Source organism: Mesorhizobium sp. M2C.T.Ca.TU.002.02.1.1 (assembly GCF_003997225.1).
In genome coordinates this window covers 1-6,067 of sequence record NZ_RZTO01000344.1, presented here as the reverse complement: position 1 = coordinate 6,067, position 6,067 = coordinate 1, and the positions used below count along the sequence as shown (strand labels likewise).

6 protein-coding genes and 2 pseudogenes are annotated in these 6,067 nt (G+C 65.7%); 2 read left to right on the top strand and 6 right to left on the bottom strand.

The window, feature by feature from the left end; all coding sequences use genetic code 11:
- Both EOD07_RS18700 and EOD07_RS18695 read right to left on the bottom strand, forming a co-directional pair.
- Positions 1-454: pseudogene (locus EOD07_RS18700) on the bottom strand (Tat pathway signal protein); the annotation flags it as partial.
- 229 nt (positions 455-683) lie between these two features.
- Positions 684-1,262 carry a helix-turn-helix domain-containing protein gene (locus tag EOD07_RS18695; protein WP_127236522.1) on the bottom strand — a complete coding sequence of 193 codons (579 nt, stop codon included), beginning with the start codon at positions 1,260-1,262 and terminating at the stop codon, positions 684-686.
- A 94-nt stretch (positions 1,263-1,356) separates the two neighbouring features.
- On the opposite strand from EOD07_RS18695, the pseudogene EOD07_RS18690 reads away from it, so the two are divergent.
- A pseudogene (locus EOD07_RS18690) lies at positions 1,357-2,264 on the top strand (SDR family oxidoreductase).
- Here the strand turns inward: EOD07_RS18690 and EOD07_RS18685 are convergent.
- A complete protein-coding gene (locus tag EOD07_RS18685) occupies positions 2,265-2,612 on the bottom strand; it encodes a GFA family protein (RefSeq protein WP_127236521.1) in 348 nt (115 codons plus the stop codon).
- Between the two features lie 119 nt (positions 2,613-2,731).
- Between EOD07_RS18685 and EOD07_RS18680 the strand changes: the two genes are divergently transcribed.
- The gene (locus tag EOD07_RS18680; RefSeq protein ID WP_127236520.1) at positions 2,732-4,027 is read left to right on the top strand and encodes an amidase; all 1,296 of its coding nucleotides are present in this window, start codon (positions 2,732-2,734) and stop codon (positions 4,025-4,027) included.
- 29 nt (positions 4,028-4,056) lie between these two features.
- On the opposite strand, the gene EOD07_RS18675 is transcribed toward EOD07_RS18680, so the two are convergent.
- The 3 genes from EOD07_RS18675 to EOD07_RS18665 form a co-directional block, all read right to left on the bottom strand.
- A complete protein-coding gene (locus EOD07_RS18675; RefSeq protein WP_041006583.1) occupies positions 4,057-4,443 on the bottom strand; it encodes a hypothetical protein in 387 nt (128 codons plus the stop codon).
- A gap of 46 nt (positions 4,444-4,489) precedes the next feature.
- Positions 4,490-5,467: a hydroxyacid dehydrogenase gene (locus EOD07_RS18670; RefSeq protein WP_127236519.1), complete on the bottom strand. Its 978-nt coding sequence runs from the start codon at positions 5,465-5,467 to the stop codon at positions 4,490-4,492.
- Between the two features lie 5 nt (positions 5,468-5,472).
- Positions 5,473-6,067 (bottom strand): FCD domain-containing protein (locus tag EOD07_RS18665; protein WP_164772339.1); only part of this gene is annotated, 595 nt, incomplete at its 5' end.

The following is a 6,067-nucleotide window of genomic DNA, read 5'->3' as shown; positions in this document are numbered from 1 at the left end:
GGCTCACGCCCGGTATCGCGGCTGCGCGCTCAAGCTCGGCGAGATCCGCCGCGGGGGTGGCGCGGTCATCATATTCGGCACGCGTCGATTGGCGTTTCGGAATGGCGTCGGTCAGCGGGTCCGCTTTCGGCGGGCCCATGAGGTAATCGTAACGGATTCCGTTGCCGTCAGCCGTAAGCGAAGCCTCGCCGGTACGGCCGGTCGCCGCCGCGGCGAGCGTGAGATTGGCCGCGGCGCATCCCAAGCTGACATTGAGATGATGATCGTCGGGGTCGACGACCGGAGTCCGCCTCTGGATGTCGGGCCGGATCTCGATTGCATGTTCTTCAAGCTGGAACCGCCAGGGCTGCGTATTATGGCTGTTGGCCGCCAGGGTTGCGTAACGGACCACGGCCTCAAGATCGGGCGTCAGGCGGTCGCGCAATCCGGCGGCGAAGGCCTCATATTGGGCCATGGACCCGACCGCCGATCGCCACGCGGCGGCACCGGAGCCGGCCGCGACAAGCGCGGCGCCTGCGCCAAATAGCACTGTTCGCCTGTTCATTGTGTCTCACGACCAATCGCATCGGCAGGATAAGTCCAATCGGAAAATCGTCCTTGATCTTCGTCAAGGTCATTCCGTCCAGCCAGCCTGCGGCTCTGATCCTGACGTCCGCCGGCTCCACACCCTCCCTCGCGCCCAGTTACGGGTTTCGAGCCGGCATTGTGACGGCGGTTACGAAACGCGTCAGACTATGCTCGACATAGGTCGTGAGCTCCATCTCGTCGGGGTCGAAGCTCCACCACAGCAGCGCGCCCTGCCAGTGGGCGGCCATAAGCAGGCCGATATCCTCGGGGATGCCGGGAACATTGGCAAAGCAAGCGGCAAGCGCCCTGCTCAGTCCAGCCTTCCAGGCGGCGCCACGTGCCCGCAAAGCCGGGTCGCGCAAATCCTCGCGCAAGACGAGCAAACCTTCGGCATAGGATTCGATGTCGCCATAGCCGCTGGAGAGAGCAACCAGCAGCTCGACGGCGCCGGCCGGGGTTCTGGGGACCGATGCCGCCGCCTGCTCGGTCTTTCGGTCGAGCCCATCCCAGGCATAGAGCAGGGTGCGCTGCTTCAGCAGCGTCTTGTTCTTGAAGCGCTGCACCAGCGTCGAGCCTGAAAGGCCGCTGGCCCGCGCCAACCTCTCGAAGGTCAATGCTTCCGGGCCGTCGGCATGCATCAGCCGGTACGCGGCTTCCAGAACCTGCTCGTCGGACTGGGTTTTTGGCCTGGTCATCTTGACTCTCATTTATAAACGAATGATCATTTATAAATGACGGGCATGGCAAACGCCAGCTCTGATTGTGCGCAGTTCAGGTCGGGAGTTTCCAATGACGCTTCAAGGAAAAGTCGCGCTCGTCGCCGGTGCAACGCGCGGCGCTGGCCGCGGAATTGCGGTCGAGCTGGGCGCTGCCGGCGCCACCGTCTATGTGACCGGACGCACGACGCGAACCTCGCAATCGGATTATCAGCGCCCCGAAACCATCGAAGAGGCGGCCGAACTGGTGACCGCACAAGGCGGCAAGGGCATTGCCATCGGGTCGACCACCTGATCTCCGAGGAGGTGCAAAAACTTGTCGCGCGTATCCGCGCGGAGCAGGGCCGCCTCGATATCCTGGTCAATGACGTCTGGGGCGGTGAAAAGCTCTTTGAGTGGAACAAGTCCGTCTGGGAACACGATCTGGACAACGGCTTGCGGCTGCTGCGGCTCGGGATCGATACGCATCTGATCACCGCGCATCACGCGCTGCCGTTGATGATCGAGCGTCCAGGCGGATTGCTCATCGAGGTCACCGACGGCACGGCCGAATACAATGCCGGGCACTACCGGCTGTCGCCCTTCTACGATCTCGCCAAGGTGGCGGTGAGCCGTATGGCATGGGCGCATGCCAAAGACCTCGAAAAGCATGGCGCGACGTCCGTCTCGCTGACGCCGGGCTGGCTGCGCTCGGAGATGATGCTGGAGGCATTCGGCGTGCAGGAAGGGAACTGGCGCGACGCGACAGCCAATGTGCCGCATTTCGTCATATCCGAGACGCCGCGCTTCGTGGGCCGCGCCGTAGCGGCGCTGGCCTCCGACCCGCGGCGCTCGCGCTGGAATGGCCAGTCGCTTTCGAGTGGCGGGCTGGCGCAGGTCTACGGCTTTACCGATCTCGACGGCTCGCGGCCTGACGCCTGGCGCTACGTGCCGGAGGTCCAGGACGCCGGCAAGCCGGCGGATGCGACCGGCTACCGCTAATCAGGCCGAGCGGCCGTCGAACTCGAAAACTTCGATCGTCGCAAGATCGACGCCCTCGAGGCAGTTGATGTTGATGTAGGCGCTGCGTTCGCTGCCCTGGCTGACGTCTTCGGCAAAGGGATGCATGCCGCAGGTGCGGCAGAAGCGATGCGCGATTTGAGCTTTGCCGAAGGTGTAGCGGCCGAGGTCGTCGCCCCAGGCGACCAGATTGAGCGTCTCATGCGGCACAGCCCACAACAGCGCGCCCTTGCGCCGGCAGATCGAGCAGTTGCAGCGCACGGTCACGCCAAGCTCGCCCTCGACCTCGAACGCCACCTTGCCGCAGTGGCAGCTGCCTTTGTACAGCATCAGCATCTTCCCATCGCTGGCAGGGTGCAAAGGCACGCTTGCCGGTTTATCTCTTGCGCCGGCCCAACATCAGGCCGTGCGTTAAAGACGTGGCAACTTTGCAGGGCCCGACATCGAAAATGCAATCCGTACGCGACCGTCTGGAAATCATCCTGTCACGTCTTGCCAATCGCGCAGGCGATGAGAAGGTCTTCACGAAGCTCTATGCCGAGGCCGCGCGGGCCGCCGCCGATGCGTCCGATGCCCGCCGCAAGGCCGGTGTGAGCCTCGGCCCGCTCGACGGGCGCATCGTCTCGATCAAGGACCTGTTCGATGTCGCCGGCGAGCCGACGACGGCCGGGTCGCTGATCCGAGCCGGCGCCGCGCCCGCCGCTCGAGATGCGGCGATCGTCCAGAGGCTGCGCCAGGCCGGGGCGGTCATCCTCGGCAAGACCAACATGACCGAGTCCGCCTTCACCGCGATCGGCGACAATCCGCATTACGGCACGCCTGGCAACGCCACCGATGCCAGCCTGATCCCGGGCGGCTCGTCGTCGGGAGGGGGCGTTGCGGTCGGCGAAGGCACAAGCGACATATCCATCGGATCGGACACCGGGGGGTCCGTGCGCATCCCGGCCTCGCTCAACGGCGTCGTCGGCTTCAAGCCGACGGCGAGGCGCGTGCCCTTGGCCGGCGCCTTTCCGCTGTCGATGACACTGGATTCGATCGGCCCGCTTGCCCGCAGCGTCGCCGATTGCGCGATCGCCGACGCGATCATGGCCGGAGAAGAGCCGGCTGCGCTTCAGTTGGTCCCGCTCGCGACCTTGCGCATCGGCATCCCACGCGGTGTGCTGTTCGGCGAGACGCAAGCGGAGGTCGCGGCAGCTTTCGAGGCCTGCATCGACAGGATCGGACGGGCTGGCGCCCGCGCCGCCGATTTGCCCATCGACGATCTCATCGCCGAGATGCGCGCAGCCACCAGGCGCGGCACGATCGCTTCCATGGAAGGGGCCGAAGTGCATGCCGATTGGCTGACGAGCGGCGCCTCGGTGCCGGTCGATCCGCATGTCACCGGGCCATTGTCGCGCGCGCTTGCCGTCCCCGCTTCCGCCTATATCCGAACGATCCGCCGTCGCGGCGAGCTTGCGGCCGCCATGGCGGAGCGGCTGGAGACGGTCGATGCGCTGGTATTGCCGACCGTGCCGATGGTCGCGCCTTCCATCGCCGCCATGGCCGGCGATGAGGTGCTGCGCGACAAGACGGAAGGGCTGCTCTTGCGCAACACGCAGGTCGCCAACCAGTTCGACCTCTGCGCGATCTCTTTGCCGATGCCCGGCACCAAGCTGCCCGCCGGATTGATGCTGGTGGGCAAGCATGGGGATGATCACCGGCTGCTGCGCGTTGCCGCCGCGGTGGAGACATCGATCGCAAGTTGAAAGCGCGGCTCTCCGCAGGGTACTGGTCCTCAGCGGCTTGAGCAGTGAGCGCGCTCGCTGTCCTTGGCCGCCCGCTCGATGCCGGTCGCGACCAAGGTCGGGAGGCTGTACTGCTTGCCGTTGAAGGTATGCGGCCGGTTCTCGACCGTGCCGGCAACGACAACCTTGCCGGCATAAAGCTTGTCCGACAGGTCGAGCGCCTTGTCCTGTTGCGGCAGGCCGTCGATGTCGATCCACACACCCTTGACGATCTTGCCGGTGGCGAGGTCGAGCGCGCTGTTCGAAGGGCAGGGCGCCATCACGCAGCGTAGGCCGTTATCGCAGGGCACATAGCTGCCTTGATCAGCTCGAGCGCCCGTTGCGGCGACGCAGGTGCCAGCGGTCAGAACCAGGATTTCCGCGAGGTGCTTGGCCATGGCGGTGAAGGTCGCCGCCAAATCGGCGAAAATTGAGGCGCGGACTTCAGCCGGCGGGAAAGCGCCGCCGATAATGCTCGACGACCTCCGGATTGCGCAGATTGACCGGTAGTTTGCCGGCGAGCACCAGCAGCGCCTCATTTGCGGCGCCGACGCCCATGCGCATCATCGATTCCTCGGTGATGCCGGCCATATGGGGAGTGACGATGACGTTGTCGAAGCCGAAATAGGGGTGGTTCGGCGGCAGCGGCTGCGTGGAAAAGACGTCGAGCGCGGCGCCGCCGATGCTGCCTTTCTGCAGCGCCTCGATCAGCGCCTCGTCGTCCACCACCGGGCCGCGCGCGACATTGATCAGCAGCGCATTGGACTTCATGCGGGCGATGCGCTCGCGGCTGATCAGGCCGCGCGTCTCCTCCGTCAGCGGGCAGCAGAGCACGATGATGTCGCTCTGCTCGACCAGCGCGTCGATCGACAGGAAGCCGACACGCTCGGGCGCCGGACGCAGGCTGCGCGTGGTCGCCACGACATTGAGGTCGAAGCCGTGCGCGGCAATATGGCCTATGGCCTGGCCGACCGCGCCGAGGCCGACGATGCCGATCGTCTTGCCGGCAAGCTCGCTGGTCGAATTGGCATGCTCGCGCCCGGCAAGCCAGCCCTTGGCGCGCAGGTCGCGGTCCATCATGCGGAAGCGCCGCAGCAAAGCGAGTGCAACGAACATCACATGTTCGGCGACCGAGCGGGCGTTGACGGCAGGCACGTTCGCGACCAACACGCCGGCGGCCGTCGCCGCCTCGACCGGGATCATGTCCAGCCCGGCGCCGTGGCGGATCGCGGCGCGCAGGCTCGAAGCGTCCGCGAACAGTTCCGGCGGCAGCGGCGCGCGCACGATGACGATGTCGGCGTCGCGGGCCTCATTGGTCAGCGTCTTGGGATCGAGGGCGGAAGCGATCGCGAGCCGCCCGGCGCCGGCCAGCATGGCCGTCGCGCGTGGGTGCAGCGGATGCGTCGAGAGGATCTTACGCACCGCGCTCAGGCCTTTTCGAGCGCAGCGTTCTTCGGCTCCGCCGCGCGACCTTCGATGATCCCCTTCCAATAGCTCTCGGCGCCCTGCAAATGGGCATTCATCAAGGCCTGGGCGAGATTGCCGTCGCGGCGCAGCAGCGCCTCGTAGATCTGGATGTGCTCGGCATGCGAGCGCACGCTGCGTTCGGGATCGTTGAAGTAGATCGGCAAGCGCTGCTCGCCCATCAGGTAATAGACGCTGCAGATGTTGTGGAAGACGCTGTTCTTGGTCGCGCGCACGATTTCGAGGTGGAACTCGCGGTCCTCCTTGGCGAGGCCTTCGCCGGCGGCGATGCGCTCCTCGGAAGCCTTCAGGATCTCGCGCAGGCGTTCGAAATTCTCTTCCGTGGCGCGCGAGCAGGCAAGCTCGGCCGCCTTGATCTCGTGGATCTTGCGCAATTCGACGGTTTCGTAGATCTGCACCGGATCGAGCGGCAGGCCCGCGCGCGCGAACAGCGCCAGCGCTTCCACGCTCGCCTGCTTGGTGTCGATATAGATGCCGGACTTCGCACGCCGCTCGACGATGCGCATGGCTTCGAGGATGGCCAGCGCCTCGCGGATC